Genomic DNA, 22,563 nt, shown 5'->3' on the forward strand with positions numbered 1-22,563 from the left:
GTCAACGTGCTGCACCGCAAGAAGCTCGCCGCGACTCCGCACGAGGAGCGCGAGGCACTCCGCGCGCAGCTCGTCGAGGAGCAGGTCAGGTGCCGGGGACCGGGAAGGCGACCGGGCTGCGGTGGCCGTCTCGGTCGTAGGCGCGGACGCCGAAGAAGACGTTGTCCTTCGACAGGTTGATGATGGTTTCCGTGGTGTTGCCCACGTCGATGACGTTTGTCCAGTCGTCCTCGCGGGTTTCGCGCCAGACCACCTCATAACCCGCCAGGTCCGGGTCCGTGCCCGGCTGCCAGCGGAGTTGGGTGTCGTTGGTCAGGTTCGTCGTCACGATGACCACGCCCCTGGGCGTGCCCGGCGCCTCCGACAGTGACCACACCGTGGCCAGGTTGACCTTGGCGACCCGGGCGATGAAGTTGAAGTCGCAGAACTCCGGTAGGTCGCCGAACTGCTTGCCCGTTTCGTCGACGCGGACGTCCTGGTGTTGGTGTGCGAAGTCCTCGTTGGGCTCCGTGAAGCGGCCCGCCGGGTAGCCGCGCTCCAGGAACGAGATGTGGTCGCTGCCCCGCAGGTAGCGGTCGCGGCGCCAGATCACGCGGACGTGCATGTCGGTTTCCTCGTTGTCGGCGACCGCGTCGACGAAGCGGGCCAGCTGCCGGCTCGCCGAGTCGTTCTCGCCGCCCACCGAGCGCCGCGTGTTGCCCTGGGCCGGCGTTTCCGACGTGGGGACGCCCTCCGCGAACAGGCGGATCACCCGTGGCTCGCGGGTGCCGTCGTCGGCCCGGCTCGCGCCGACGATGTCGTTGGAGAACATGCCCTGGATGTCGGTGTTGGCGTCCTTCAGCTGCTGCGCCATGTGGATCGAGCCGTAGAGCCCCTGCTCCTCGCCCGCCACCGCGCCCAGGACCAGCGTCGATGCCAGTGGGCGACCGGCCAGGACGCGCGCCAGTTCGAGCAGGATCGCCACGCCGGAGGCGTCGTCGTCGGCGCCGGGTGAGTCGTCGGTGAAGTTCATGACGTCGGTGATGCGCGAGTCGTAGTGGCCGGTCAGCACGTAGACCCGTTCCGGCGTGACCGTGCCCCGCAGCGTGGCGATCACGTTGGTGATCACCGTCGGCGTCGGGACGCGCGGCGAGACCGGCTGGGTGAACGACTGCTTCTCGACCGTCATCCGGCCGCCGGAGCCGGCGGCGATCCGCGAGAACTCGTCGAACAGCCAGTCGCGGGCCGCGCCGATGCCGCGCACCGGGTCCGTCTGCGTCGACAGCGTGTGTCGCGTGCCGAACGCGGCCAGCCGTCGCACGTCGGCCTCGATGCGGTCGGCGTCGACCTCGCGGAGCACGCGGCGCAGCGCCGCGCTCGGACGTTGTGCACCGATCCGGCGGCCCGGACCGTCGACGGGTGGGTCGCTCCACCGGTTGTCGGCCCGCGCGGGTTGTGCGCCGACCAGAGGAATGGCCGCGGCAGCGGTGACTGCGGACGTGGACAGGAACGCCCGGCGGGTGGCCGTGGGTCGCTCCTGGCTTTCACGGTTGTCTCCCATCCCTCGAATGATTGTCGTTGGTCGATCTCCTGGCAATCAGTAGCGCTCGACCAGATGCTCCCGCCCCGCCGGCGGTTCGTAGGGCTCCGGCCAGAAGTCCGTGATCGCGGTGATCAGGCCGGCCTCGTCGATCTCGAAGAAGGTGAGCGCCTCGGCCGGCTCGCCGTCTGCCGTGAAGTGGCACCACGTCGCCGCCTGGCGCTGCTCGCCGACCACCCGCTGCACGGTGAGATGCCAGTCGCCGGGATATTCCACATTGAACTGTAGATAGGAAGCCTTGCCGCGGATGCGCTCGCGCGTCTGCGGCAGCTCGTAGACGACGTCTTCGGCGAGCAGCGCACCGAACGCGGACCAGTCGCGGGCCTCGGCGGCGGCCCAGTAGGCGAGCGCGGTCGCGGTAGGGTTCGTCATGCCCGAGAGTGTGCCAGCGAGGTACGACAAGAAGGGCGCGCTGCGGATCCGCGGCCGGGCCCTGCCCACCGGCGAGGAAGTCGACCTCTACGCCGACGGCGACCGGTGGACCACCGACCCCGTGCCCGGCGCCGAGCTGGTCGCCGAGGGCTGGCTGCTGCCGGGCCTGGTCGACGCGCACACGCACCCCGGAGCCGAGGAGCCCGGTGCGCCGATGAGCGAAGAGGTCCTGCGGGACGACCTACGCCGCCACGCCGAGAGCGGCGTGACGCTGATCCGCTCCCCCGGCCTCGCCGACCACCCGCCGCAATGGTTCGGCACCGACCCCGAGCTGCCGCGCGCCGTCCACGCCGGCCCCTGGTTCGCGCAGCAGGGCCAGTTCTTCGACGGCTGGGGCCGCCGGCCGAGCCACGCCGACCTGCCCATGCTCGCCGCGGCCCAGGCGGCCTCGACCGGCTGGGTCAAGCTGATCGGCGACTGGCGCCCGGGCGACCCGCCGTTCCCCGAGCCGGTGGTGCGCGCGGTCGTCGACGCCGTCCACGCGGTCGGCGGCCGGGTCGCGGTGCACGCCCAGAACGCCGAGGGCTGCGCGGTGGCCGTCGCCGCCGGCGTCGACTCGCTCGAGCACGGCATGTGGCTGGACCCGTTGCTGCTCGACAAGATGGCGGGCCAGGGCACGGCGCTGACCCCGACGCTGGCCGCGCTGACCGAGTCCCTGGAGCACCGCCGGTCGCAGCCGGAGACCCCGCGCAGCCGCTGGTACATCGGCGGCGCCAGCGCGCACCCTGCACTGGTGGCGGCCGCGGTCGAGGCCGGCGTGACCGTGCTCGCCGGCACCGACTCCCGCCCGCACGGCCTGGTCGCCGGCGAGATCCGCGCCCTGGCGGCGGCGGGCGTGCCGGCACACGAGGCGCTCGCCGCGGGTTCCTGGGCGGCGCGCGGATACCTTGGCCTGCCGGGCCTGGAACCGGGCGCACCCGCGGACGCCGTCGTCTACGCGGAAGACCCTCGCGCCGGCCTCACCCAGCTCGACCACCCGCTCGCCGTGGTGCTGCGCGGCCGCCGGATCCGCTGACCGGCCTCAGTCCTCGATCGCCTGATAGGCCAACGTCCAGAAGTCGCGCAGGATCGGCGGCGCCTCCGGTGACAGCCACGCCCGCTGGGTCATCAGGATCGTGATCATCTCCTCCGCCGGGTCGACCCGCCACGACGTGCCCAGGCCGCCGTCCCACCCGTACCGCCCAGGCGTGTCGGCGAGATCGTGCCGTCGCGTGGTGACCTTGCCGCCGAAGCCCCACCCGGACGTTGCGAACTCACCCGGCACCCAGTGCGGCAGCACCTTCTGCGCCGGCGTCAGGTGGTCGGTCATCATGAGCTCAAGCGCGGGCCGGGAGAGCAACCGCTGGTCCCGCAGCAACATCCGCCCGAACGCGAAGAAGTCTTCCACTGTGGACACCAGTCCACCCGCGCCGGAGAAGAACGGTGGCACGGTCGTCCACTCCTCCTGCGTGTCCAGTGGTTCCGCGGGCTCGTTCCAGTAACCGTGCGCCAACCGGTCAAGCGACTCCGGCGGTACGGAGAACCCGGTGTCGCCCATACCCAGCGGCGCGAACACCCGCTCCCGAAGCAGGTCCGCAAAGGACAGTCCGGTCGCCCGTGACAGCAGCGCGCCCAACACGTCCGAACCCGTGTTGTAGAGCCACTGCTCCCCCGGCTGCGCCATCAGCGGCAGCGAGCCGAGCCGTTTGAGCCACTCGTCCTGGTCGGGCATCGCCCGCGGCCGCGGCTCGGCCATCCCGATGTCCAGTTCCCAGGCCGCCTTCAGCACCGGGTACGCGTCCGGCGGCGCGTACAGCTGCCCGAAGCCCCACGTGAACGTGAGCAGGTCCCGCACGGTGACGGGGCGGAAGGCGGGCACGGTGTCGTGCAGCGCCGCGCCCATGCTGCGCAGCACCTGCCGGTCCGCCAGCTCCGGCAGCAGCGGGTCGACCGGGTCGTCGAGCCGGATCCGGCACTCCTCGACCAGCATCATCGTCGCGGCCGCGGTGACCGGCTTGCTCATCGAGCTGACCCGGAAGATGGTGTCGGCACTCATCGGGCGCCCGCCGCCGTACGCCGTGGTGCCGATCGCCTCCACATGGGTCTGCCCGCGCCGGCTCACCAGCGCCACCACCCCTGGCACCTCGCCCCGTTCGATGTAACCGGTCAGCACGTCGCGCAGCCGTCGCAGCCGCATCGTCGACAACATGCGCCCGACGTTAGCGTGCCTACGGTTGGGGCGAGGGGGTGTCGACATGCCGAAGACCTGGCTAGTCACCGGAAGTTCCCGCGGCATCGGGCGGGCGATCTGCCAAGCCGCACTCGACAACGGCGACAACGTGGTGGCCACCGCCCGCCGGCCGGACGCGCTGCGCGATCTGGTGGAGCAGAAGCCTGATCGGGTACGCGCGGTCGCGCTCGACGTCAGCGACGCGGAGGCGGCGGAGCACGCCGTGGCCGCCGCGGTCGAGGCGTTCGGCCGGATCGACGTCGTGGCCAACAACGCCGGGAACGCGAACACCGCGCCGATCGAGCACACGTCGCTCGACGAGTTCCGCAGCCAGATCGCGGCCAACCTGCTCGGCGTCATCTACGTCTCGAAGGCCGCGCTGCCGCACTTCAAGGCCCAGCGTTCCGGCCACTACCTGCAGTTCTCGTCGATCGGCGGCCGGGTGGGCGGCACGCCCGGCATCGCGCCGTACCAGGCGGCGAAGTTCGGGGTCGAGGGTTTCTCGCTCGTGCTGGGCGCTGAGCTGGCGCCGTTCGGCGTCAAGGTGACGATCGTGGAGCCGGGCAGCTTCCGCACCGACTGGGCGGGCTCGTCGATGCGGATGGACGACGGCGGGCCGGACTACGCGGAGACCGTGGGATTCATGGTGCGCTACCGCGAGGAGAGCGCCGGGAAGGCTCAGGGCGACCCCGCGAAGGCCGCACGGGTGCTGGTCGACGTGGTCGGGCTCGACCACCCGCCGCAGCGGCTGCTGCTCGGCTCCGACGCGCTCGGGCTCGCGGAGCAGCACAACGCCGCGCTCGCGGAGGAGATCGCGACCTGGGCCGAGGTGTCCCGCTCGACCGACTTCTGAAACGACTCTTACGCAAGAGCTGTTGCGCAATAGCTCTTGTCATGCCAGGCTGGGCGCATGACAGAACGTCACGTCCGGCAGGTCACCGACTCCCGCGTGCTCGCCGCGATGTCCCACCCGCTGCGCCGCCGGCTGCTCGACGTGCTCGCCGTCTACGGCCCGCAGCCGGTCGGTGCGCTGGCCGAGCGCACCGGCCAGGCGCCGGCCAACGTCAGCCACCACATGAAGGTGCTGCGCGAGTGCGGTCTGGTCGAGGAGGCCCCGGAGCGGGCCCGCGACCGGCGCGAGCGGTGGTGGCAGCCGGTCTCGGCGGGCCTGCGCTGGTCCGGCCGGGACTTCGCCGACGACCCGGCCGAGGCCGCCGTCCTCCAGGCCGCCGAGTCGCTCAACCTCGACCGCCAGGTCGGGCTGGTCCGGGAGTGGTACGCCGCCGGCGACGACGAGCAGGCCGTCTGGGGAGAGTCCACGTTCGCCGCCGACCGCTGGCTGCACCTGACGCCCGCGGAGCTGGCCGAGCTGAACAGCGAGATCGTCGCCCTCTTCGACCGCTGGTCGGCCCGGGAGACGCCCGACGACCCCGCCCGCCGGCCGGTCTTCGTGTTCGCACACGGCGTGCCGGCCACGCCGTGACGACCGGCCGCGACTTCCGCCTGCTCTGGCTCGCGCAGGCCACCTCCAAGGTGGGCAGCGCCGTCAGCGCGGTGGCGCTGCCGCTGGTCGCGGTGGCCACATTGGACGCGGGCACGTTCCAGGTCGCGCTGCTGACCGCGTTCTCCTGGCTGCCGTGGCTGTTGGTCGGCCTGCCCGCGGGCGCCTGGGTGGACCGGTTGCCCCGGCGGCCGCTGATGATCGTCTGCGACCTGGTCTGCCTCGCCGCCTTCGTCAGCGTCCCACTGGCCTGGTGGCTCGGCGTGCTGACACTGACCCACCTGCTCGTGGCGGCGCTGGTCACCGGCACCGCGGGCGTCTTCTTCCAGACCGCCGACCAGGTCCTCCTGCCCACCCTGCTGGCACCCGCCGACCTGCCCGGCGGCAACGCCCGCCTGCAGAGCACCGAGGCGGCGGCCCACGTCGCCGGCCCCGGCATCGCGGGCCTGCTCACCCAGCTCGCCGGCGCGGTGTTCGGCGTGCTCGTGGACGCCGCCACCTTCCTCGTCTCGGCCGTCTGCCTCTGGCGGATCCGCACGCCGGAGCGGCTCCAACGTGGACCGCGCCGATCGCTGACCGGCGAGGTCGCCGAGGGCCTGCGATTCGTCGCCGGCGACCCGTACCTGCGCGTGCTGACGGTCTGGGGTGCGATGAGCAACCTCGCGCTGACCGGCTACCAGTCCGTGCTCGTGGTCTTCCTGATCCGCGAGGTGGGCGTCGCACCGGGCGTCGTGGGTGGCCTCGTCGCGGCGACCAGCCTCGGCGGTGTGCTCGGCGCCGCGGCCGGCAGCGCCATCGGCCGCCGCCTCGGCACCGCCCGCGCGCTGCTCGCGACGTCGCTGGTCACGCCGGCGTTCGGCCTGCTGTTGCCGCCGGCCGAGCCCGGGCCACGGCTCGGCCTCGCGGTCGCCGGCCTGGCCGTGCTGGTCGCCGGGGTCAGCGCGGGCAACGTGGTCAAGGGCAGCTTCCGCCAGTCCTATGTGCCGCACCACCTGCTGGGCCGCGTCACGGTCAGCATGCAGATGCTCAACTACGGCACGATCCCGCTCGGCGCGCTGATCGGCGGCGGTCTCGGCACCGCCATCGGCCTGCGGCCGACGATCTGGCTGATGATGGGTTGGGCCGCCGGCGCCGGGCTGATCCTCCTGATCGGACCGATCCGGTCGGCACGGAACCTGCCGACGCGCCCGGCGCCGCGGGTGGCGCCGCGGGAACCGGTGCCCGCCGGCTAGGGAACTGGTCAGGACGGGCCAGGAACCGCAGGATGGTGGGGTGACCAGATGGGACGAGATGATCGACAACCTCGTCGGCGTGCTCCCCGGGGCGCCCGCGTCGGTGGTGGTCGACGGGGCCGGCGAGCACAACGGGCGCATGGCCGACCGGCTGGCGGCGCGCCTCGACCCGCGCGTCTCGGTGCACGCCGGGCCCGGCTGGCGGGAGGCCCGTCCGGACGTGCTGGTCTGGCTGCGCACCCCGCCACCGTCGGTGGACAGTCCCGAGCATCACGCCGACGTGGTGATCGACCTGCGCGACCCGGAGTGGCCGGTGATCCGGCACGTCGACGCCCGCCTGGCCGACCGCACGCGGTGGTACCTGGCGGAGAGCCGGGCCTTCTTCGCCGCCCGGGCCGCGACCTGGGACGCCAAGTTCGGTGACGACCTGCCCGCCTACGCGGCGGCGGTGGCCGAGGCCGCGCTGCCGGCCGGCGGCACCGTGGTCGACGTCGGCTGCGGCACCGGCCGGGCGCTGATCGCGCTGCGCGCCGCGGTGGGACCGACCGGGCGGGTGCTCGGCGTGGACATCACACCCGAGATGCTCGCGGTGGCGGCCGGACGCGCCGCGGCCCTGCCGGCGTCGCTGGTGCTGGCCGACGCCCGCCGGCTGCCCCTGCCGACCGGCACCGCCGACGGCATCTTCGCGGCCGGGTTGGTCGCGCACCTGCCGGACCCGACAGCGGGCCTACGCGAACTGGCCCGCGTCACCCGGCCGGGCGGCCGGTTGGTGCTCTTCCACCCGTCGGGCCGGGCCGCGCTCGCGGCCCGGCACGGCCGTCCGCTGCGCACCGACGAGCCACTGTCCCCGGGCCCACTGACCGCGGCGACCCGAGCGAGCGGCTGGCACCTCGACCGCTACCTGGACGAGGAGCACCGCTTCCTGGCGCTCGCCACGAGAGCGGGCGACTGACGCTCCGGCCACGAGCGTCGCGGAGACTGCTCGTCACGAAGCGAACGGCTGACCGGCGCTCGCGTCGAGCGGCTCGCACCTCGCCGGGCACGCGTCGACGACCTCGCGCGTTCGCCACCAGCGCGCGTGGCCGAACCGGCGCGCACCGCCGACCCGAAGCGCCTCGACGACACGCGCGCTGGAGATTCTCACGTCAGCCATCGACGGAGTTTGCGGCGGCGGGCCTTGGCCTGTGCCTTCGGCAGCCGGGCGACCAGCTCCCGCCCGTGGGCCGTCTGCTCGGCGTAGAGGAGACCGTAGGTGAACGTGTTCGCCTTCCGCCCGTACGCCCGGACACCGAGGTCCCGCAGCACCTCGCGGGTGATCACGGAGTCCTGGTGGTCACCGAGCAGGTCCTGCAGGCCCTTGAGGCCCCGGACCAGCCGCTTGGCGTTCTTGTCGCCCTCGTGCCGGCGCACCTCGACGGCGTACCGCCCGCGCTTGTAGGCCTTGCGGGCCTCGTGCAGCGCCGGGTCGTCGTCGCTGACGCCCTTCTCCGCCTGCCGGTCGAGGGCGGTGTCGAGCAGGCCGTCGGCGCGACGCACGGCCTTGTGGATGCGCCGGTTGACCCAGCGGGCGCTGACGTCGGTCACCGGCGGCGCCTCGATCACCTCGTCCAGAGTGGACAGCAGTTGCAGGTAGCGCGGCGAGCTGAGCGCCCGGCGCAGCCGGGTCAACGCGGCGGCCTCGTCGGCGGCGAACCGCGCGGCGAGGTCCGCGGCGACCGGGCCGAGCACCAGCTCCTCCTGTTCCCGGCGCACGGCCTTGTCCAGTCGCGGGCCCATCACCTGCGCGTCGCGGACACCGCCGAGCTGCTCGCCGAGCCACTTGAGCTCGGCCCGTACGCCCTCGATCTGTTCCTGGTCCCAGAGCGCGCGAAAGGAGCGGAACGTGCTGCGCAGCCGGCGCACCGCGACCCGCATGTCGTGCACGCCGTCGACGTCGCCGTCGCGGGCGGCCGGCTCGTGCGCGACGAGGCTGTCCCGGGTCGCCGCGGCGTAGGCGTACACCGGTGTCGCCGCACCGGCCTCGATGGTCGTGAGGTCGCGGAGCCGCTCGTCCAGCACGCGTCGGATCTTGGCCGGCGAGCCGGGCCGGGCGCCGGCGTCGCGCAACCGCCGCTCGACGCCGTCCAGCAGCTCCTCGTCGCCGTCGACCAGCTCCACCTCGATCTCGTGCCAGGCGGTCCGGCCGCCGTCGACCAGGTCGTGCCCGACCACGGCGTCATCGGCGAGCGTCGCGAGCACCGAACCGTCGGCGCCCCGCAGCTCCCACTCGCGGCGGCGGGTCTCGACCCGGGCCACCGGCTCGACGGGCCCGCCTCGGGCCGCACCGCGAACCAGCCGCATCAGGTCGTCCGGCGGCTTGCTGCCCCGGGTCAGGGCCCGCTGATGCTCGGTGCGGGCGCCGCCCGCGGCGCCGACCTTGAGGTGCCAGCCCTCGTCGGCGCCGCCGGTGCGCTTGCGCAGGGCCAGGGCGCCACGGGTCAGGCGCAGCTCGGGGGTGTCGTAATACGTGGCGTCGAGCTTGATCACTTTTGGGTCGCCGAGCGCGGCGACGCTGTCGCCGACCAGATCCGGCACCCGGAAGTCCGCGGGACACTCGAACTTGCGTTCACGCTCCACCACTGTCCGCATACCCCACTCGTACCCCATCGTGGGGGTCGTATGCGGCTCAGACGCGTGCGGCGGTGCTCACTTGAGCGCGCGGCAAGCCCGCGACCAGGAGTTCCTCGGTCACCAAGGGGGCGGCGTCGCGCACCGTCATCGATACGCCGCTGTCGCTGGCCACATCGGCACCGGCGACCACGGCGCCGATCCCCTCGGACTCGATGTGGCCGGCGCCACGCAGGTCGACGACCACGCGTGTCGGGTTGAGGTGACGGATCGCGCGCACGAGTGCCGACCGCAGCTCCGCTGCGTCGGTGGGATCCACGTCGCCACGCACTTCGATGACGACGACGCCAAGACTGTCGCGCTCCGTTACGAGCACGGTACCCACGGGGATACCTCCGGGTCGACCCGCTGTTCCGGCGCCTTCACGGTATCCGCGCCGGCAAGCTCGCACCACCCACCGGTTCGCTCACTGTTCAGCTACAGAACGGTATAGATGCCGAACGCGATTGTGGGCGACCCGGATCGTTGCCGGACGGCCCTCCTCACCGGCCGGGCGCAGCACCCGGACGCCGACCGCGAACTGCGCGACCACGCCGAGCACGAGGGCCGCTCAACCGGCCCCGCAGGTGACCGTTCGGTGAACAGTCGTCAGCGCGCCATCCACCGCTCCGCGTCCGCGCGCCGGCGGGCCAGGAACCGCAGCGCCGCCCCGTCACCGACGAACAACCCGCCGACGAGCGCGATCAGGCCGACGGCCGCGCCCGTGCGGGGCAGGGGGGCCGCCACCGCCGGGCTCGGGCTCGTCCGTCGTCGGCTTCGGCGAAGGCGACGCGGTGGCCGGCGATGGTGGTGGTGGTGTCGTCGTCTACGGGTTGGGTGCGATGTGGACGGTCAGCTCGACCTTGGCGGCGCCGGGGGACGGCTCGGCGAGTGCCGCGCGGGCGGGGCCGGCGGGCAGCCCGGCGCCCGCACCGACCGGCCGGCCGACCGCGGCGGCGACCAGCAGTGCGTACGCCGCCCGTCGACGACGGCGCCGGGCGCCGCCGGGGCGCGGAGAAGGAACCGGTACCCGACCAGCACGACGATCAGGACCAGGAGGGCGACGATCAGCCAGGGTACGGCGGTCGTGCCGGCCTCCCCCGACGCGGACGGCACCGTCTCCCGGTTGGTCGCCGGTTGAAGTCGACCTTCGTGGTCAGGTGCCCGGCCGGGAAGACGGACGAGAACTCCTGCTCGAGCCGCAATTCCGAACCCGGCAGCAACTCGGTGACGGCGATCGCGTCGCTGCCACCGAGCGGGCCGGGTTCGCGGTGACGCTGCCGGAGGACTGGGACAACTGGATGGTGCCGAGCGGTGCGGCGCTGGCCGCGATCACGCGCCAGACGGCGCGGAGGTGAACACGACGGAGCGCCCGCCGGTGACCGGCGGGCGCTCGTCGGTCGGTCAGGGCTGCAGCCACCAAGGGCTCGAGTAGGCCACGCCGAAGTCGTTGCACAGGTGGCCGGCCGGGCCGGGCGACTGGTTGGCCTGGCTCGGGTCGGAGACCCGCAGGACCACCCAGTTGCCATCGGCCACGTTCAGCGGCACGGTGAACGTCGCGACCGAGCCGGCGGTCGTCTCGATCACGTCGACGACCCGAGGCGCCCGGGTGTCGGGCCGCAGCACCTGGATGTGCAACGGCTTGCCGACCCATTCCGGGCCGCGGTCGAGGTCGACCTGGAACTGGACGGCACCCGAGGTGATGCCCAGCACGCCACCCATCCGCACGCCGCCGGCCGTCGCGTCGAGGCGGAAGCCGCTCACCCGCGTGGCGAAGAAGCGCCGGGCGCGCATGGCGGCCAGCACCTCGTTGCGGGTGTTGCCGGTGACCCAGAGCCCGGCCCGGCCCAGCCCCTCCTGGAAGCCCCAGTTGGTGCCGTGCTCGTCGGTGACGCCGATCAGGCCGGTCCGCCAGCCCGCGTTGAGGCAGGCGACGAGCGGCGAGGAGCCGGTGCTCGACCAGCCGTCGAACAGGTAGTCGTCGCCCCGGTTGAAGATCTCCATGGAGACCATCTGCTCGCGGGCGCCGCTGTTGAAGCTGAAATTGTCGAACCGCAGGATCTCGCGGCCCGGGTGGTTGAAGCCGGCGACGCCGCCGTGCCCGGTCAGCCAGCTGAAGAAGCGGCCCATGCTGCTCGCGCCGCCCAGGTCGACGTAGTCGTTGGTGAACCAGACATTGGCGTGGCCGAGCAGCGGGTGACTCCACTCGAAGCCGCGCAGGGCGGTGTAGGTGCCCGGGACGTTCGCGGCGTCGGCCAGCGCGCCCGCCCGGTTCCACTCGGACCGGCTCAGTCCCTCGATGGCGAAGAGCGTCGTGTGGTCGGTGAGGGCCGCGACGTCGAGGCCGGCGTCGCGCATCGAGCCGAAGACGAGGTCGGGGTTTCCGTCGCCGTCGGACATCAGGCTGTGGTTGTGCATGTCGCCGTGCACCAGGGTCGTGCCCGTGGTGATCCGGGAGGCCCGGTCGGCACCGGCGGCGAGGCCGGGCGCGACCTGGACCCGCGCGGCCTGTGCGGTGCCGGAGGTCGCACCGAGCAGGATCAGGCCGCCGGCGCCCGCCAGCAGGCCGCGCCGGCTCAGGCTGCCGTGGTCGTGGTCGTCGTGTCCGTGGGTGTGGTGGTGTCCGCTCACGAGGATCAGTCGACCCGATCGTTCACAACATGTCGATACGTATAGATGGATTGATGGGAAACACCGGCTACATCGCGGCGCGCGCGAGGAGCACGTCGCGCTCCTTGGCGTTGCGGGCGAGCCGCGCGGCGCGGGCGAACTCGGCCCGGGCCTCCGCGTCGCGACCGAGGCGGCGCAGGAGATCGCCGCGGACGGCCGGGAGCAGGTGGTAGTCGCGCAGGGATTCGGCCAGGCCGTCGACGATCGCGAGCCCGCGCTCCGGCCCGAACGCCATCGCGACCGCCACCGCCCGGTTCAGCTCGACGACCGCGGTCGGCGTCTGGCGCACGAGCAGTTCGTAGAGGCCCACGATGCGTACCCAGTCGGTGTCGTCGGCCTGGGTCGCCTGCGCGTGGCTGGCGGCGATCGCAGCCTGGAGGACGTAGGGGCCGGGGTTGTCCCGCTGCGCCCGCAGGAGGCTGGCGAAACCGCTGCGGATCAGCTCCTGGTCCCACCGGTCGCGGTCCTGGCGCAGCAGCGGCACGGGCTCGCCGGCGGGCCCCAGGCGCGCGGCCATCCGGGAGGCGTGCAGCTCCATCAGCGCGACCAGGCCGTGCACCTCGGGCTCGGTGGGCGCCAGCGCGGCCAGCATCCGGCCGAGCCGGACGGCCTCGTTGACGAGGGCGGGCCGCATCCAGTCGTCGCCCGCCGTCGCGGCGTACCCCTCGTTGAAGATCAGATAGATGGTTTCGAGTACGGCGGCCAGCCGCGTCGTCCGTTCCTCCGGCGGGGGCACCTCGAACGGGATCTTCCGGTCGCCCAGGGTGCGCTTGGCCCGGGAGATCCGCTGGCCGATCGTGGGTTCGGGGACGAGGAACGCGCGCGCGATCTCGGCGGTGGTCAGGCCACCGATCATCCGCAGCGTGAGCGCGACGCTGGCCTCGCGGGACAGCACGGGATGACAAGCGATGAAGATCAGCCGGAGTACGTCGTCGTCGATGCCCGTGTCGTCGGGCTCGTCGGGTTGCTGGAGTTGCTGCTGTTCGGCCGCGCGGCCCAGCTCGGCCAGGTTGGCGCGCAGCCGGTCGTCGCGGCGCAGCCGGTCGATCGCCCGGTGCTTGGCGGTGAGCATCAGCCAGCCGCCCGGGTTGGCCGGGACGCCCTTGACCGGCCACTCCTCGAGAGCGGCGAGCAGGGCGTCCTGGGCGAGATCCTCGGCGAGCCCGACGTCACGGACGAGCCGGGTCAAGGCGGCGACGATCCGCGCTGACTCGTCCTTCCAGACCGCCGCGACGGTGGCCCGCGGGTCCATGCCGCCTACTCCGGGCCGAACACCTGGCGCAGGTCACCCTCGCCGTCGCCCACGATCCCGAAGAAGCGCCGGCTGAGCGCGAGCGCCTCGTCCTTGGAGCCGACGTCGACCAGCGCGAAGCTGATGATCGTCTCCTTGGTCTCGGGATAGGGCCCGTCGACGACGGTCACCTTGCCGTTCCTGGAGGTGACGTGGGTGCCCTCCAGACCGAGCCCGCCGGTGGCGATCAGCACGCCGGCCTTGGACAGCTCCTCGACGAACCTGCCCATCTCGGCGAAAAGCTCCTGGTCGGGCGGCCGCATGGGTGCGTTGAGCGTCATCAGGAAGCGCATCCGGGAAATCTAGCCCAGCCGTGTGTCGAAATCCGCCGCACCCGTTCGCGGCATGGGTGTGGGGGGCGGACGGACCGCCCTCGGCTCTTGTGGAGGAGACAGCCAGATGCGCGAGATCACGGTGGGCCAGTTCGTTTCCCTGGACGGCGTCGTGGAGGCGCCGGAGAAATGGCACATGCCGTACGTGGACCAGGAGATGATGTCGGCGATGTGGTCCGAGCCGGCGGACACGCTCCTGCTCGGCCGGGTGACCTACGAGTCCTTCGCGGGTGCGTTCGCCCACCTGCCGGACGACGACCCCGTCGGCGCCCAGATGAACCGGCCGGAGAAGGTCGTGGTCTCCCGGAGCCTGTCGTCGCTGGCGTGGCGCAACTCGCGCCTGCTGCCGGCGGGCGACGTGGCGACGCGGGTGGCGGAGCTCAAGTCGGAGCCCGGCGGCCCGATCACGGTGACGGGCAGCACGACCCTGGTCCGCACGCTGCTGTCGGCGGGCCTGGTCGACCGCCTGAGCATGTTCGTCCACCCGCTGGTGGTGGGCGCGGGCACGCGGTTGTTCCCGGAGGAGGGCCCCCAGCTGCGGCTGACGCTGGCGAGGTGCGATGTGCTGACGTCGGGCGTGACCCACCACATGTACACAGTGGGCTAGATCCGCGGCGCGGTCACCGCGGCCTCGGCTAGGGTCCTTGGCCGATGCGTGTCCTGCTTGCTGATCGAAGATTCGCTCTCCTGTTCACCGCCCGCACGATTTCCGTGCTGGGCAACGGCTTCGGCCGGGTGGCGCTCGCCTTCGCGGTGCTGGCGCTGCCCGGCTCGTCGCCCACGACGCTCTCCGTCGTACTCGCCTGCCAGGCGCTGCCGCAGCTGCTACTGATCCTCGCCGGCGGGGTCATCGGCGACCGTTTCCCGCGCCGCCGCGTGCTGCTGGCCGCCGAGCTGTTCGCCGGCGTCGCGTGGACGGTGCTGACGCTGATGTTCCTGACCGGCCACGCGCCGCTCGCCGCGGTCAGCGTGTTCGCCGCCCTCGCCGGGGTGGCGACCGCGGTGTTCCTCCCCGCGTTCGACGGCATCGTGCCGGACCTGGTCGCCCCCGAGCACCGCCAGGACGCCAACGGGCTGCTCCGCATCGGCTTCAACCTGGGCCTGATCCTCGGCCTGTCGCTGGCCGGCGCGACGGTGACGCTGGTCGGCGCCGGCTGGGCGGTCGCGCTCAACGCCGCGTCGTTCTTCGTCTCCGCGGCCCTGATCGTCGGCATCCGCCGGATCGGCCCCGTCGCTCCGCGCCCGGCGACCACCGCCTGGTCCGAGCTGCGCCGCGGCTGGCGGGAGTTCGCGTCGCGCCAGTGGCTGTGGGCGGTCGTCGGGCAGTACGCGTTCGTGGTCGCGGCCATCAACGCGTACGTCGGCGTGTTCGGCCCGCTCCTCGCCGTCGCGCGCCTGGGCGGCGCCCCGGCCTGGTCGGCGATCACGGCGGCCCAGGCGGCGGGCACGTTCCTCGGCGTCGGCATCGCTATCCGCATCCGCCCTCGCCGCCCGGTGCTGGTCGCGGCGCTGGTGACCGCGACGGCCGCACTGCCGATGGCCCTGCTGGCGGCCGGAGCGCCGCTGCCCGCGGTGGTGGCGGCCGCGTTCCTGGCCGGCGTGGCCGGCGACATCTTCGGCGTGCTGTGGTCGACCACGATGCAGCGCGAGGTGCCGGCGGAGGCCCTGTCCCGGGTCAGCTCCTGGGACCTGCTGGGGTCGCTCTCCTTCGCACCGCTCGGCCTGCTGGTCGCGGGCCCGATCGCGGACGTGACCGGCACTCCGCCGGCCCTCTGGGGCTGCGCGGCCCTGGTGGTGCTGGCCACCGCGGGCGCGACCCTCGCTCCGGGCGTCCGCAACCTGCGCGCCCCGGCCCCGCCGGCGATACCGGCCCCATTCCCGACACCGGCCATGACCCCGACACCGGCCCCGACACCGACACCGGCCCCGACCCCGACCCCGTCCTCGACACCGCCCCCGACCTCGGCCCTACACCGGCCTTGACCCCGACACCGGCCCCGGCGCCGCGGGCAGAGCAGGCGCGGACCGCGCAAACGCGGTAGCGGTGCCCGCCGGGCGTGGGGCATCCTGCTGGCCATGGTGGATCTCCGCGTGCTGGCCGAGGACGACTGGAAGCTGTGGCGGGAGTTGCGGCTCGCCGCGCTCGCGGAGGCGCCCTACGCGTTCGGGTCCACGCTCGCCGGCTGGCAGGACGCCGGTGAGGAGCAGTGGCGGCAGCGGCTGCGGATACCGGGTGCGCGGGACCTGGTCGCCTACCACGACGGTGAGCCGGTCGGGATGGCCAGTGGCGTGCCGGCCGGCGACGGGGCGGCGGTCGAGGTCATCTCCGTCTGGGTGAGCCCCGCCGGCCGCGGTCGTGGCGTCGGTGACGCGCTGCTCGCCGACATCGTCCGCTGGGCCGGCGAAGCGACGGTGCGGCTGTCGGTCAAGGCCGACAACGCCGCCGCCGTCCGGCTTTATGAGCGCGCCGGGTTCGTCCATGTCGGACCGAACCCGGCGGATCCCGATGAGATTCTGATGGAGCGCGACTGATCAGCGGTGCCGCGGCCGGTAGCGGCTGCCGTCGATGTCCCGCGCCGACATCCGGTGACGACGCACGGCGATCCCGATCACGAAGATCACGATCAGCAGCACGGCGATGATCGGGCCGACCCAGGTCAGCCAGACCATGCTCAGCCCCGGCGCCGCGGTGGTCACCGCGAAGTCCCGCCGCCGCCATCACGGCCGCGACCGCCGCGATGGGAAGGGTGACGCGTTTCGTGCATGGGGCGACTCCTCACGGACCACGCCCCGGCACGGGCGTCACGAGTGAAGCTGCGAAATCACCATAAATACCCCTCACATCCCGGACCGGCAATTTGCCAAAACCGCCTCGGATCAGGCCGGCTTGGTGAACACCGCGTCCGGGTCGTAGCGCCAGCGCACCTCGCCCAGCCGCGTGTTGGCGCCCTCGGTCCACATCGTCGCCAGCCGCTCGGCCGTCATCGGCAGGCCCATGAAGTTGGGGTTGCCGTCGGCCCGCGCCCACCGCGCCACGGCCTCGCGCACGTCGAAGGCCGCGTCGGGCAGCACCTTCTCGAACAGGTCCGGCCGCACCCCGATCATCGCCAGCAGGAAGCTCCCCTCCCGGCCCGCCACCGCCGAACCCCCGGAGACGTCGACGGCGGCCGCTCCGCCGAGGTGCCGCAGCTCGGCCACGACGAACGGCGACTCGACGGTCGGCCCGAAGAACGACAGGAGCACGCCGACGAAGTCCTGGTCGATGGGGTCGAGCAGCATGCCGTAGTACTGGCTCGCCGCCGGCTCCGCCGGGTCATTGTGGATCTTCGCGATCTCCCGCGCCGGCAGCTCGCCCAGCAGGTCGAGATAGACCGGAGCCGCCTCCCGCAGCGGCGCCGCGAGCCGGGCACCCTCGTCGACCGCGCCCGGGTAGGCGAACCGCAGGGCCAGCAGGGTGCGCCCGCGCAACGCCTCCGGGATCGCCTCGAAGGGCGGCATCCGGATGATCGCCGCGCTGGTCGAGACCTGGTCCGAGGCCGACTCGGTGTAGGAGACCCAGGCCCGCAGCGCCGGCTCGATGTCTGCCGCGTCGAAGAACAGCGTGCCGGCGTAGAGCTCGGTCAGCGGCACCAGGCGGACCACCATCTCGGTCACGATGCCGAGGCCCCACTTGCCGCCCCGCAGCGCCCAGAACAGGTCGGGATGGTCGGTGTGGCTGGCCGTGACGATCTCGCCGGCGCCGGTGACCACCGTGAAGCTCTCCACGTAGTCGGACGCGACGCCGTGGCTGCGGGCCAGCGGGCCCAGCCCGCCGCCGGTCACCAGGCCGACCACGCCGACGGTGGACGCGGCACCGGCGATCGGCAGCAGGCCGTGCTCGGCCGCGGCGGCGACCACCGCGCCCCACTGCTGGCCGGCGCCGATCGTGGCCGTGCGGGTGGCCGGGTCGACGGTCAGCCGGTCGAGCCGCTTGGTGGTGATCAGCAGGCCCGAGGTGATCGACGACTCGGCGCCGTGGCCGGTGCTCTGCACCGAGACGTGCAGGCCGTGGTCGCCGGCGTAGCGGACCGCGGCCGCCACGTCGGCGGCGGATGTCGCGCCGACCACGAGTTGCGGTGTGTGCGTGGCGGCCAGGTTGAAGGCGGAAACCTCGTCGGCGTAGCCCTCGTCGTAAGGGGCCAGCACAGGGCCCGTTACCTTGGCCGACAGGGTGGACGTCATGGCACTCCTCCGTTGGCGGTTGGTGTCCTGTCCGTTCTATCCGCCGGGTGCGACATTCCCATTACCATCGTGACCGGCGGCGGGGGGAGAGTCATGAGGTTTACACGGCCCGAGCCGGCGCTGCCGACCGACTCCGACATCGACCTCGAAATCCCCAGCCAGCGGACCGAGACGCACTGGCCGGTGGTGGTCGCGATCTCCACCGGCGGCGTCCTGGGCGCGCTGGCCCGCTACGGCATCGCGCAGGCGTGGCCCACCCCGGTGGGTGGTTTCCCATGGGCCACGTTCGTGATCAACGTCACCGGCTGTCTCCTGATCGGCGCCCTGATGGTGGTCGTCACCGACCTCGCGCCCCGGCAGCGCCTGCTCCGCCCGTTCCTGGGCGTGGGCGTGCTGGGCGGCTACACCACGTTCAGCACGTACGCCGTCGAGATCCGGAACCTGATCGCGGCCGGCGCGCCGGGCACCGCCGCGCTCTACCTGCTCGCGACCCTGGCCGCCGCCTGCGCGGCGGTGTTCGCCGGCCTGACCGTCGCCCGCGTCGTCACCTGGCTGGTCACCGCGTGACCCTGCTCCTCGTCGTCGCCGGCGCCGCGCTCGGCGCGCCCGCCCGCTACCTGACCGACCGGGCCATCCAGCGCCTGCACAGCGGCCACTTCCCCTTCGGCACGCTCATCGTCAACGTCGTGGGCTCGCTCATCCTGGGCCTGGCGGCCGGCGGCACGGCCACCACCTCCGGGGTGTACGCCCTGGTCGGCACCGGTTTCTGCGGCGCACTCACCACCTACTCGACGTTCGGCTACGAGACCGTACGCCTGCTCGAACAGCACGCTCCCCGCCGCGCGCTAGCCAACGCGGCCGTGAGCATCGCCGCCGGCCTCGGCGCGGCTTTCGCCGGTGTCGCGATCGGCACCGCGGTCTGGCACTGACCGCCCCGCCGAGCCGGCCGGACGGTCCGGCACCGGCCGCCCCGCCGAGCCAGCCGGACGGTCCGGCACTGACCGCCCCGCCGAGCCGGCCTCGAAGCCGAACCACAGCGTCACGACGCCGAAACCGACCAGCGCCAGGTACGGCACCCGGAAGCCGCCGGTCAGGTCGTGCAGGAAGCCCACCGCCACGGGACCCACCGCCGCCAGCAGGTAGCCCACGAAGAACGCCATCCCGGACGCCTTCGGGGTGTCCCCCGGCGTCGGCGCGATCTGGCCGACCACCGTCAGCGCGAGCGCGAAGTTGGCGCCGACCCCGATGCCCAGCAGCGCCGACCAAACCTCGGGCGCGGCCAGCGGCGCCACCGCGATCAGTCCGAGGCACCCGACCGCCAGCAGCAGCCCGGCGAGGATCGCCGGGCGCGGGTCGCGCCTGGCGAGCGCCGGCGCGACCAGGGCCGAGAAGAGCTGGGTGGCGCTGAACAGCGCGAGCAGCCCGCCGGCCCGCGCCGCGGACCAGCCGAGTTCGGTGTAGCGGGCGGCCAGCCAGGCCAGCGGGGCGTAGTAGAGCAGCGACTGCGACCCCATGTAGAGGGTGACCATCCAGGCGCCCCGGTCGCGCCACGGCGACCAGCTGCCGCCGGAGGCAGCGGCGGAGACCGGTCGGTGCGCCGCGGTCGGGCGCACCACGAGCCAGACCAGGAGCCCGAGCGCCGCCGGAACCGCCCACACCGCCAGCGCCGCCTCCCAGGAGCCGAACAGCGCCCGGAGCGGCTCGGTCCCACCGGCTCCGATCAGCGCGCCGGCGATCAGCGCCGCCGTGTAGAGGCCGGTGACCGGGCCGACCCGATCCGGGAAGCGGGACCGGACCAGGGCCGGCATCAGCGCACCGCCGACGGCGATCGCCACGCCGGCGAGCACGGTCGCGCCGTAGAGCACGCCGACCCCGGCGAGCGGCCGGATCGCCGTGGCCACCGTCAGCAGGCCCAGCGCGAGGGCCATCGTCCGGCCGGTCCCCCAGCGCGCCGCCGCCCACGCCGCCGCGGGCGCGAACAGCCCCATGCAGACCACCGGCACCGAGGTCAGCACGCCGGCGGCGGAGGCCGACAGCCCGAGCGACGCCCGCAGCGCGTCCACGATCGGTGGCACGGACGCGATCGCCGGCCGCAGGTTGACGGCGGCGAGCAGCACAGCCGCCAGCCAGGCGACCGTCGACCAGCGGAACCTCACGGGAACGGGAAGCCCACGTAGTTCTCGGCCAGCGACGTCGCCGCCGCCCGCGACGAGGTCACGTAGCGCAACTGGGAGAGCTGCAGCTCGAGGTCGAACGGGTCGTCGCCGGTCGGGTGCAGCATCGACGTCATCCACCAGGAGAAGTGCTGGACCCGCCAGACCCGGCGCAGGCAGGTCTCCGAGTACGCGTCGAGGCCCGCCGAATCGCCGGTCGCGTAGAAGGACGACAGCGCGTCGGCGAGCACCTTCACGTCGGCCACCGCCAGGTTGAGCCCCTTGGCCCCGGTCGGCGGCACGATGTGGGCGGCGTCCCCGGCCAGGAACAGCCGGCCGTACTGCATCGGCGACACGACGAAGCTGCGCATCGCCGCGACGGACCGTTCCAGGATCGGCCCGTCGGCCAGCGACCACCCGGCGTCGGACCGGTCCAGCCGGGCCCGCAGCTCGGCCCAGATCCGCTCGTCAGGCCACTCGGCGAGGTCCTCGTCGGGCCGCACCTGGAGATACATCCGGGTCACGGTCGGCGAGCGCATGCTGTGCAGGGCGAAACCCCGGGGGCTGTGGGCGTAGATCAGCTCCTCGGACGACGGCGGCGCCTGCGCCAGGATCCCCAACCAGGCGTGGGGATAGTCGCGCTGATGGACGCGCAGCACGTCAGCGGGGATGGCGGCGCGCGAAACGCCGTGGAACCCGTCGCACCCCGCGATCACGTCGCACCGCAACACCTGCGACACCCCTGACGCGTCCACATAGGAGATGGTCGGCGCAAAGGAGAGGTCCGAGAGGGAGACGTCCGACACCGAGAAGTGCAGCGGCCCGCCCCAGGCCGCGATGAGATCCTTCACCACCTCGTGCTGCCCGTAGATGGTGATCTCCCGACCCGCCAGCTCGGTCAGCGGGATCCGATGCGCGGACCGCTCGAACAGCAGCTCGATCCCGTGGTGCACCATCCGCTCCCGGTGCAGCCGGTCGGCCAGCCCGAGCGACGTCAGCAGGTCGACGGTGCCGTGCTCCAGCACGCCGGCGCGGATCCGCGCTTCCACATAGGACCGGGACTGGCGTTCGAGCACGACGCAGTCGATCCCCCGCGCCCGGAGCAGGTGGGCGAGCACGAGGCCGGCCGGGCCGGCGCCGATGATGCCCACCTGCGTCCGTGTCTCCACGGTCAGCCCCACACCTCTTCCGCGGTCTCGACGATCAGGCGCAGCTTGGCCACCTCGTCGTCGTAGCTGAGCACGTTGCCCTCGACCGTCGACGAGAACCCGCACTGCGGCGACAGGCAGAGCTGCTCGAGCGGAACGTATTTGGCCGCCTCGTCGATGCGGCGCTTGAGCGCGTCCTTGGACTCCAGCTCGCCCCGCTTGGTGGTGACCAGGCCGAGCACGACCATCTTCCCCGGGGGTACGAACCGCAGGGGCGCGAAGCCGCCGGAGCGCTCGTCGTCGAACTCCAGGAAGAACCCGTCGACCGCCAGCTCGGAGAAGAGCGCCTCGGCCACGAAGTCGTAGCCGCCCTCGGCCGCCCACGACGAACGGAAGTTGCCCCGGCACATGTGCGTGGTCACCGAAAGCCCGGCCGGCCGGTCCTGGATCGCCGCGTTGATCTGCTTGATGTAGCGCAGGTGCTGGTGCTCGGCGTCGTCACCGCGCTCGTCGAGCTGCCGGCGCTGCTCCGGGTCGTTGAGGTAGGCCAGGCTGGTGTCGTCGAGCTGCAGGTAGCGGCAACCCAGCTCGGCGACGGCCGCGACCTGTGCCGCGTACGCCGCGGAAAGGTCGGTCCAGAACTGCTCCTCGTCGGGATAGACGGCCGGGTCGATGGACGCCTTGCCGCCCCGGTAGTGCACCATGCTCGGCGACGGGATCGTCAGCTTGGCCGTGACACCGGAGTCCACCGTGGACGACAGGAACGCGAAATCGTCACCGAAGATGGTCTTCTCCAGCCGGACCGGCCCGTCCACCGCCAGCGCCGCCGACGTGAAGTCGAGGTCGCCCTCCTTGTTGTGGAAGTGCACCCGGATCTTCTCGTCGGTGCTGTGGATGCCGCCGAGCTGGTAGATGAAGTCCATGTGCCACGACGTGCGCCGGAACTCGCCGTCGGTGGCCGAGCGCAGGCCGACGTCGCGCTGCATCCGCACCACCTCGCGGATCGCGTCGTCCTCCACCGCCCGCAGCTCTTCGGCCGGGATCGTGCCCGCGGCCCGGTCGGCACGCGCCTTCAGCAACCGTTCCGGGCGCAGCAGGCTGCCCACGTGGTCGGCCCGGAACGGCGGCGTGTCGCGCAACGTCATGTGC

At 72.9% G+C, this 22,563-nt stretch carries 27 protein-coding genes; 12 read left to right on the top strand and 15 right to left on the bottom strand.

Translation table 11 applies throughout. The features are described 5' to 3' along the window. Positions 1-85: 85 nt before the first annotated feature. Complete coding sequence (locus AB0H87_RS11630) at positions 86-1,540, bottom strand: M28 family metallopeptidase (protein WP_360142915.1); 1,455 nt, start codon at positions 1,538-1,540, stop codon at positions 86-88. A 36-nt stretch (positions 1,541-1,576) separates the two neighbouring features. Then, positions 1,577-1,951: a nuclear transport factor 2 family protein gene (locus AB0H87_RS11635; protein WP_360142917.1), complete on the bottom strand. Its 375-nt coding sequence runs from the start codon at positions 1,949-1,951 to the stop codon at positions 1,577-1,579. Between AB0H87_RS11635 and AB0H87_RS11640 the strand changes: the two genes are divergently transcribed. Then, positions 1,950-3,026, top strand: coding sequence for an amidohydrolase family protein (locus AB0H87_RS11640; protein WP_360142919.1), 1,077 nt, complete (start codon positions 1,950-1,952; stop codon positions 3,024-3,026). The two genes, AB0H87_RS11635 and AB0H87_RS11640, sit on opposite strands and share 2 nt — an antisense overlap. A 6-nt stretch (positions 3,027-3,032) precedes the next feature. Here the strand turns inward: AB0H87_RS11640 and AB0H87_RS11645 are convergent, their stop codons facing one another. Continuing rightward, positions 3,033-4,199 carry a serine hydrolase domain-containing protein gene (locus tag AB0H87_RS11645; protein ID WP_360142921.1) on the bottom strand — a complete coding sequence of 389 codons (1,167 nt, stop codon included), beginning with the start codon at positions 4,197-4,199 and terminating at the stop codon, positions 3,033-3,035. Positions 4,200-4,245: 46 nt separating this feature from the next. Between AB0H87_RS11645 and AB0H87_RS11650 the strand changes: the two genes are divergently transcribed. The 4 genes from AB0H87_RS11650 to AB0H87_RS11665 are packed head-to-tail and all read left to right on the top strand — an operon-like array spanning position 4,246 to position 7,905. Beyond that, complete coding sequence (locus AB0H87_RS11650) at positions 4,246-5,073, top strand: oxidoreductase (protein ID WP_360142923.1); 828 nt, start codon at positions 4,246-4,248, stop codon at positions 5,071-5,073. A 57-nt stretch (positions 5,074-5,130) separates the two neighbouring features. Beyond that, on the top strand, positions 5,131-5,703 hold the full coding sequence (locus AB0H87_RS11655) for a metalloregulator ArsR/SmtB family transcription factor (RefSeq protein ID WP_360142925.1): 573 nt from the start codon (positions 5,131-5,133) through the stop codon (positions 5,701-5,703). Further along, positions 5,700-6,953 (top strand): MFS transporter, encoded by a 1,254-nt coding sequence (locus AB0H87_RS11660; RefSeq protein ID WP_360142927.1) that lies wholly within the window; start codon positions 5,700-5,702, stop codon positions 6,951-6,953. The genes AB0H87_RS11655 and AB0H87_RS11660 overlap by 4 nt, the downstream gene beginning before the upstream one ends. Positions 6,954-6,993: 40 nt before the next feature. Beyond that, a complete protein-coding gene (locus tag AB0H87_RS11665) occupies positions 6,994-7,905 on the top strand; it encodes a methyltransferase domain-containing protein (RefSeq protein ID WP_360142929.1) in 912 nt (303 codons plus the stop codon). A 33-nt stretch (positions 7,906-7,938) separates the two neighbouring features. Here the strand turns inward: AB0H87_RS11665 and AB0H87_RS11670 are convergent, their stop codons facing one another. The 4 genes from AB0H87_RS11670 to AB0H87_RS11685 all read right to left on the bottom strand — a co-directional run bounded on the left by AB0H87_RS11670 (position 7,939) and on the right by AB0H87_RS11685 (position 10,346). Continuing rightward, positions 7,939-8,106, bottom strand: a complete 168-nt coding sequence (locus tag AB0H87_RS11670) for a hypothetical protein (protein WP_360142931.1) — start codon at positions 8,104-8,106, stop codon at positions 7,939-7,941. Continuing rightward, positions 8,094-9,581, bottom strand: a complete 1,488-nt coding sequence (locus tag AB0H87_RS11675) for a CYTH and CHAD domain-containing protein (RefSeq protein ID WP_360142933.1) — start codon at positions 9,579-9,581, stop codon at positions 8,094-8,096. The genes AB0H87_RS11670 and AB0H87_RS11675 overlap by 13 nt, the downstream gene beginning before the upstream one ends. Positions 9,582-9,618: 37 nt before the next feature. After that, positions 9,619-9,945: an STAS domain-containing protein gene (locus AB0H87_RS11680; protein WP_360142935.1), complete on the bottom strand. Its 327-nt coding sequence runs from the start codon at positions 9,943-9,945 to the stop codon at positions 9,619-9,621. Positions 9,946-10,208: 263 nt separating this feature from the next. Then, the gene (locus AB0H87_RS11685; protein WP_360142937.1) at positions 10,209-10,346 is read right to left on the bottom strand and encodes a hypothetical protein; all 138 of its coding nucleotides are present in this window, start codon (positions 10,344-10,346) and stop codon (positions 10,209-10,211) included. Between the two features lie 97 nt (positions 10,347-10,443). On the opposite strand from AB0H87_RS11685, the gene AB0H87_RS11690 reads away from it, so the two are divergent. Together AB0H87_RS11690 and AB0H87_RS11695 are read left to right on the top strand one after the other, a co-directional pair. Then, positions 10,444-10,740 (top strand): hypothetical protein, encoded by a 297-nt coding sequence (locus tag AB0H87_RS11690; RefSeq protein ID WP_360142939.1) that lies wholly within the window; start codon positions 10,444-10,446, stop codon positions 10,738-10,740. Between the two features lie 19 nt (positions 10,741-10,759). Continuing rightward, positions 10,760-10,957 carry a hypothetical protein gene (locus AB0H87_RS11695; RefSeq protein WP_360142941.1) on the top strand — a complete coding sequence of 66 codons (198 nt, stop codon included), beginning with the start codon at positions 10,760-10,762 and terminating at the stop codon, positions 10,955-10,957. Positions 10,958-11,003: 46 nt separating this feature from the next. On the opposite strand, the gene AB0H87_RS11700 is transcribed toward AB0H87_RS11695, so the two are convergent. The 3 genes from AB0H87_RS11700 to AB0H87_RS11710 all read right to left on the bottom strand — a co-directional run bounded on the left by AB0H87_RS11700 (position 11,004) and on the right by AB0H87_RS11710 (position 13,853). Beyond that, the gene (locus tag AB0H87_RS11700; protein ID WP_360142943.1) at positions 11,004-12,230 is read right to left on the bottom strand and encodes a CehA/McbA family metallohydrolase; all 1,227 of its coding nucleotides are present in this window, start codon (positions 12,228-12,230) and stop codon (positions 11,004-11,006) included. 67 nt (positions 12,231-12,297) lie between these two features. Further along, positions 12,298-13,521 carry a sigma-70 family RNA polymerase sigma factor gene (locus tag AB0H87_RS11705; protein ID WP_360142945.1) on the bottom strand — a complete coding sequence of 408 codons (1,224 nt, stop codon included), beginning with the start codon at positions 13,519-13,521 and terminating at the stop codon, positions 12,298-12,300. A gap of 5 nt (positions 13,522-13,526) precedes the next feature. Next, positions 13,527-13,853 carry a YciI family protein gene (locus tag AB0H87_RS11710; protein WP_360142947.1) on the bottom strand — a complete coding sequence of 109 codons (327 nt, stop codon included), beginning with the start codon at positions 13,851-13,853 and terminating at the stop codon, positions 13,527-13,529. A 106-nt stretch (positions 13,854-13,959) separates the two neighbouring features. On the opposite strand from AB0H87_RS11710, the gene AB0H87_RS11715 reads away from it, so the two are divergent. The 3 genes from AB0H87_RS11715 to AB0H87_RS11725 all read left to right on the top strand — a co-directional run bounded on the left by AB0H87_RS11715 (position 13,960) and on the right by AB0H87_RS11725 (position 16,424). Further along, on the top strand, positions 13,960-14,499 hold the full coding sequence (locus tag AB0H87_RS11715) for a dihydrofolate reductase family protein (RefSeq protein ID WP_360142949.1): 540 nt from the start codon (positions 13,960-13,962) through the stop codon (positions 14,497-14,499). Between the two features lie 44 nt (positions 14,500-14,543). After that, on the top strand, positions 14,544-15,875 hold the full coding sequence (locus AB0H87_RS11720) for an MFS transporter (protein ID WP_360142951.1): 1,332 nt from the start codon (positions 14,544-14,546) through the stop codon (positions 15,873-15,875). Between the two features lie 93 nt (positions 15,876-15,968). Beyond that, complete coding sequence (locus tag AB0H87_RS11725; RefSeq protein ID WP_360142953.1) at positions 15,969-16,424, top strand: GNAT family N-acetyltransferase; 456 nt, start codon at positions 15,969-15,971, stop codon at positions 16,422-16,424. On the opposite strand, the gene AB0H87_RS11730 is transcribed toward AB0H87_RS11725, so the two are convergent. After that, a complete protein-coding gene (locus AB0H87_RS11730; protein ID WP_360142955.1) occupies positions 16,425-16,589 on the bottom strand; it encodes a hypothetical protein in 165 nt (54 codons plus the stop codon). A gap of 180 nt (positions 16,590-16,769) precedes the next feature. Continuing rightward, entirely contained in the window at positions 16,770-18,113 is a 1,344-nt protein-coding gene (locus tag AB0H87_RS11735; RefSeq protein WP_360142957.1) for an FAD-binding protein, read from the bottom strand. A 93-nt stretch (positions 18,114-18,206) separates the two neighbouring features. Here AB0H87_RS11735 and AB0H87_RS11740 point away from each other — a divergent pair, with 93 nt between their 5' ends. Next, complete coding sequence (locus AB0H87_RS11740) at positions 18,207-18,680, top strand: CrcB family protein (RefSeq protein ID WP_360142959.1); 474 nt, start codon at positions 18,207-18,209, stop codon at positions 18,678-18,680. Next, positions 18,677-19,042 carry a fluoride efflux transporter CrcB gene (gene crcB / locus AB0H87_RS11745; protein ID WP_360142961.1) on the top strand — a complete coding sequence of 122 codons (366 nt, stop codon included), beginning with the start codon at positions 18,677-18,679 and terminating at the stop codon, positions 19,040-19,042. Before AB0H87_RS11740 ends, crcB begins: the two co-directional genes overlap by 4 nt. Here crcB and AB0H87_RS11750 read toward each other — a convergent pair. Genes AB0H87_RS11750 through AB0H87_RS11760 form a run of 3 tightly spaced genes read right to left on the bottom strand, consistent with a single transcriptional unit; the run spans position 18,959 to position 22,559 of the window. Beyond that, positions 18,959-20,269, bottom strand: coding sequence for an MFS transporter (locus AB0H87_RS11750; protein WP_360142963.1), 1,311 nt, complete (start codon positions 20,267-20,269; stop codon positions 18,959-18,961). The two genes, crcB and AB0H87_RS11750, sit on opposite strands and share 84 nt — an antisense overlap. After that, complete coding sequence (locus AB0H87_RS11755; protein ID WP_360142965.1) at positions 20,266-21,435, bottom strand: 4-hydroxybenzoate 3-monooxygenase; 1,170 nt, start codon at positions 21,433-21,435, stop codon at positions 20,266-20,268. Before AB0H87_RS11755 ends, AB0H87_RS11750 begins: the two co-directional genes overlap by 4 nt. A 2-nt stretch (positions 21,436-21,437) precedes the next feature. Then, positions 21,438-22,559, bottom strand: a complete 1,122-nt coding sequence (locus AB0H87_RS11760; RefSeq protein WP_360142967.1) for a 5-methyltetrahydropteroyltriglutamate--homocysteine S-methyltransferase — start codon at positions 22,557-22,559, stop codon at positions 21,438-21,440. Between the last annotated feature and the right edge of the window lie 4 nt (positions 22,560-22,563).

The sequence above is a fragment of the Asanoa sp. NPDC050611 genome (assembly GCF_040654855.1).
Lineage (GTDB): Bacteria > Actinomycetota > Actinomycetes > Mycobacteriales > Micromonosporaceae > Asanoa.

Coding starts and splice junctions, on each gene's coding strand:
- AB0H87_RS11630 (WP_360142915.1), bottom strand. CDS start 1,540: ATGGGAGACAACCGTGAAAGCCAGGAGCGACCCACGGCCACCCGCCGG.
- AB0H87_RS11640 (WP_360142919.1), top strand. CDS start 1,950: ATGCCCGAGAGTGTGCCAGCGAGGTACGACAAGAAGGGCGCGCTGCGG.
- AB0H87_RS11635 (WP_360142917.1), bottom strand. CDS start 1,951: ATGACGAACCCTACCGCGACCGCGCTCGCCTACTGGGCCGCCGCCGAG.
- AB0H87_RS11645 (WP_360142921.1), bottom strand. CDS start 4,199: ATGTTGTCGACGATGCGGCTGCGACGGCTGCGCGACGTGCTGACCGGT.
- AB0H87_RS11650 (WP_360142923.1), top strand. CDS start 4,246: ATGCCGAAGACCTGGCTAGTCACCGGAAGTTCCCGCGGCATCGGGCGG.
- AB0H87_RS11655 (WP_360142925.1), top strand. CDS start 5,131: ATGACAGAACGTCACGTCCGGCAGGTCACCGACTCCCGCGTGCTCGCC.
- AB0H87_RS11670 (WP_360142931.1), bottom strand. CDS start 8,106: ATGGCTGACGTGAGAATCTCCAGCGCGCGTGTCGTCGAGGCGCTTCGG.
- AB0H87_RS11675 (WP_360142933.1), bottom strand. CDS start 9,581: ATGCGGACAGTGGTGGAGCGTGAACGCAAGTTCGAGTGTCCCGCGGAC.
- AB0H87_RS11705 (WP_360142945.1), bottom strand. CDS start 13,521: ATGGACCCGCGGGCCACCGTCGCGGCGGTCTGGAAGGACGAGTCAGCG.
- AB0H87_RS11710 (WP_360142947.1), bottom strand. CDS start 13,853: ATGCGCTTCCTGATGACGCTCAACGCACCCATGCGGCCGCCCGACCAG.
- AB0H87_RS11715 (WP_360142949.1), top strand. CDS start 13,960: ATGCGCGAGATCACGGTGGGCCAGTTCGTTTCCCTGGACGGCGTCGTG.
- AB0H87_RS11720 (WP_360142951.1), top strand. CDS start 14,544: ATGCGTGTCCTGCTTGCTGATCGAAGATTCGCTCTCCTGTTCACCGCC.
- AB0H87_RS11725 (WP_360142953.1), top strand. CDS start 15,969: ATGGTGGATCTCCGCGTGCTGGCCGAGGACGACTGGAAGCTGTGGCGG.
- AB0H87_RS11735 (WP_360142957.1), bottom strand. CDS start 18,113: ATGACGTCCACCCTGTCGGCCAAGGTAACGGGCCCTGTGCTGGCCCCT.
- AB0H87_RS11740 (WP_360142959.1), top strand. CDS start 18,207: ATGAGGTTTACACGGCCCGAGCCGGCGCTGCCGACCGACTCCGACATC.
- AB0H87_RS11760 (WP_360142967.1), bottom strand. CDS start 22,559: ATGACGTTGCGCGACACGCCGCCGTTCCGGGCCGACCACGTGGGCAGC.